Annotated in this window: 2 protein-coding genes; one reads left to right on the top strand and one right to left on the bottom strand. The window is 57.4% G+C overall.

The genetic code is table 11. From position 1 onward, the window contains the following. Nucleotides 1-1,469: glycoside hydrolase family 3 C-terminal domain-containing protein (locus tag ACOVRA_RS03835; RefSeq protein ID WP_421719140.1), on the top strand; the 1,469-nt coding region annotated here is incomplete at its 5' end. A 487-nt stretch (nt 1,470-1,956) separates the two neighbouring features. Here ACOVRA_RS03835 and ACOVRA_RS03830 read toward each other — a convergent pair. Continuing rightward, a partial coding sequence (locus ACOVRA_RS03830; RefSeq protein WP_421719139.1) for a tryptophan halogenase family protein occupies nt 1,957-3,035 on the bottom strand: 1,079 nt, incomplete at its 5' end.

The raw sequence follows: 3,035 nt of genomic DNA, 5'->3' as shown, positions 1-3,035 counted from the left end.
TCGACATCTTCATGGTGCCCGAGGATTGGAAAGAGCTTTTGACCAATACCAAGGCCGCCGTCGACAGTGGCAAAATCTCGCAAGAGCGTTTGGATGACGCTGTGCGCCGGATCTTGCGCGTGAAAATCCGCTATGGCCTGTTTGATTTGCCTGCCCCTTCGGCCCGTAAAATGGGCGGAAACTATGCGCTGCTGGGCTCGCCAGAACATCGGGCAGTCGCCCGCAAAGCTGTGCAAGAATCGCTGGTTTTGTTGAAGAATGACGGTGTTTTGCCGATCAATCCCAGCAAAACCATTCTGGTGGCAGGTGAGGGTGCCGATAGCATCGCCAAGCAATCGGGTGGCTGGACGATTTCCTGGCAAGGCGGTGGCGATCTGACCAATGCCGACTTCCCAGGTGCTGAATCCATCTTTGCCGGCATTGCGAAGCAGGCCGAAGCCGCAGGCGGTAAGGCCATTCTGTCGGTTGATGGCAGCTACGCTCAAAAGCCCGATGTCGCCATCGTGGTATTTGGCGAGAAGCCTTATGCCGAGTTTATGGGCGACATCAAAAACCTCTCCTATGGCGATGCCAAGCCTCTGGCCTTGCTGAAGAAGTTTCAGGCCCAACAAATTCCTGTGGTGGCGGTATTCCTGACAGGCCGCCCCTTGTGGGTGAATAAGGAGCTAAATGCCTCCAACGCCTTTGTGGCGGCTTGGCTGCCCGGCAGCGAAGGCGGCGGCGTGGCCGATGTGTTGTTGAAGACCAAAGACGGCCAAGTGCAAAAGGACTTCAAGGGCAAATTGTCCTTCTCGTGGCCACAGGCGTGCGACGCTTATGCGCTCAATCCCGGAGAAGCCAATTACAAGCCATTGTTCGGCTATGGCTATGGTATGGCCTATGGTGAGCATGCGGCTTGGACGAAGGTGGACGAGAAGTGTGCGCTGAGCCAACCCAATGCTGAAAATGACGTGGCAGTCTTTGCTCGCGGCCAAAGCGTTGCCCCCTTCACGCTGGTTGCGGCCGATGGCAAGGGTCAACGTCTGACCTTGGCCGGTGCCAAAGGCAAAAGCGCGGATGGCACCGTGTCCGTCGTGGCGATGGACCGCAACGCCCAAGAAGATGCCCGCACCATTTCGTGGAAAGCAGGCGGCTCTTTCGGCTTTGAAGCTTCCGCCGCGCTCAACCCCGCGGCCATGGCCGAAGGGCGCGCCATTCGCATCGACTATCAGATTGGCACGCGTCCAACAGGTCCGGTTAAATTGTCCATGAGCTGTGGTGCAAACTGCCGCGATGAAATCGACATCACGGCCTCCTTGGCTCTCGCCGAGCAAAAGGGCTGGATGACAGCCTTCTTGCCCCTATCCTGCTTCAAAAAGGGCACCCCAGTCGGCATGCCCTTGTCGATCCAATCAAGCGGCAACTTTGAGATGTCGATCTCTGCGGTCACTTTGGTCGATGATGGGGGCGAGACGGCTTGCCGGTTTTAGGCAGGCTTGATTGACAAGCCTTTCGTCCACTCTGATATCCCCGCCGGAGCGAGAGCTTCGAGCGGGGACCTTGTTGCGCCCCTGCGTCACGAGGTCCCGGATCGGCTTCGCCGTCCGGGATGACACGGTTTAGTTAGCATCTCTTCCGGAACCGTTTTGGTGCAAACTGCGTTTCACCAAAACGGCCCCTCGAGTTTGAGCGCGACCTCTGGGTCGTCAAGTGTCCGTTTTCTTCGAAAACGGATCGCGGAGCGACGCAGCAAAGCTGCGCACTTGACCACCCAGATGTCGCAAAAACAATTGAAACAGCGGTTTGGTGGACCAGAGGGATCACCAAAGCGCGTCTAGATAGAATCCATCCCACAAACCACTGTCATCCCCGCCGGAGCGTCAGCGCAGAGCGGGGACCTCCATGCGCACATGCGCCAAAACGTCGGGAACTTGGCTCTCGCTGTCCGGGGTGTCCATGTTGCTCGTGGCAGCGCCCCTACATCGGTGCCGGGCAGTAGCGCTTCAGATAGTCGCTGTGGGTAGGCATGTGTTGCACGACGAATTGGATGGATTGTTCGATCCCGCGTAATTCATCGCCGGTCTTAGGCTCCATCAGCGCATCGGCCATGGCATTATGGCCCTGCATCGTAATGCCTTGACCCATCATCACCGCCGCCCAGCTGGTTTCGGTGAAAAGCTCATCATCTTCGCGGAAAATCTGGCCATTGAGGCGGAAGAGGTCGGTCTTTTCGGTCAGGCTTTCGGGCACCGCCATATTGCGGCAATAATTCCAGAACGGGCTGTCGTCGCGGGTGGTGGCATTATAATGCAGGATCAAAAAGTCGCGGATGCGGGCATATTCCTTGCCGGTCAGGCGGTTAAATGCATCCTCTTGCGCTTGGGTGACGCCGTCGAGCGACAAAAGCGCGATTAGCTTGTTGATGCCGGTATTGATCAGATGGATGGAGGTTGATTCCAGCGGCTCCATAAAGCCAGCAGCCAGCCCCAAGGCCACCACATTCTTATTCCAGAACTTCTTCCGCCGACCCGTGACAAAGCGCAGGAAATTGGGCTCTGCTTGGGGTTTACCCGCGATATTATTGACGAGAATGTCGAGCGCTTCATCATCACTCATGAACTCGCTGCAATAGACGTGGCCATTGCCATTGCGGTGCTGCAGCGGCACTTGCCATTGCCAGCCGGCGCGGTGAGCGGTCGCGCGTGTATAGGGCGGGGGCGGGCTGCCATCGTCGCGCTTACAGGGCAGGGCAACCGCGCGATTGCACGGCAAGAAGTTCGACCAATCATCATAGCCGGTCTTCAGCGTTTGCTCGATCAATAGGCCCCGGAAGCCAGAGCAGTCGACGAAAAGGTCGCCTTCGATGACGACGCCATTATCCATCGTGACGGAGGTAACAAAGCCCGTCTCGCCATCCAAAGCGACATCATTGACCTTGCCTTCGATCCTGATCGCGCCGCGCTTCTCAGCATAGGCGCGCAAATATTTGGCATAGCGGCCAGCATCGAGGTGATAGGCGTAATTGATCGGGGGCAGGTCGTCGCGCTGATAGTCTT

Source organism: Aquidulcibacter sp. (genome assembly GCF_049239865.1).
Classification (GTDB): domain Bacteria; phylum Pseudomonadota; class Alphaproteobacteria; order Caulobacterales; family Aquidulcibacteraceae; genus Aquidulcibacter.
Note: the sequence above shows the minus strand (reverse complement) of the source record. Positions and strands in the feature narration are given on the sequence as shown.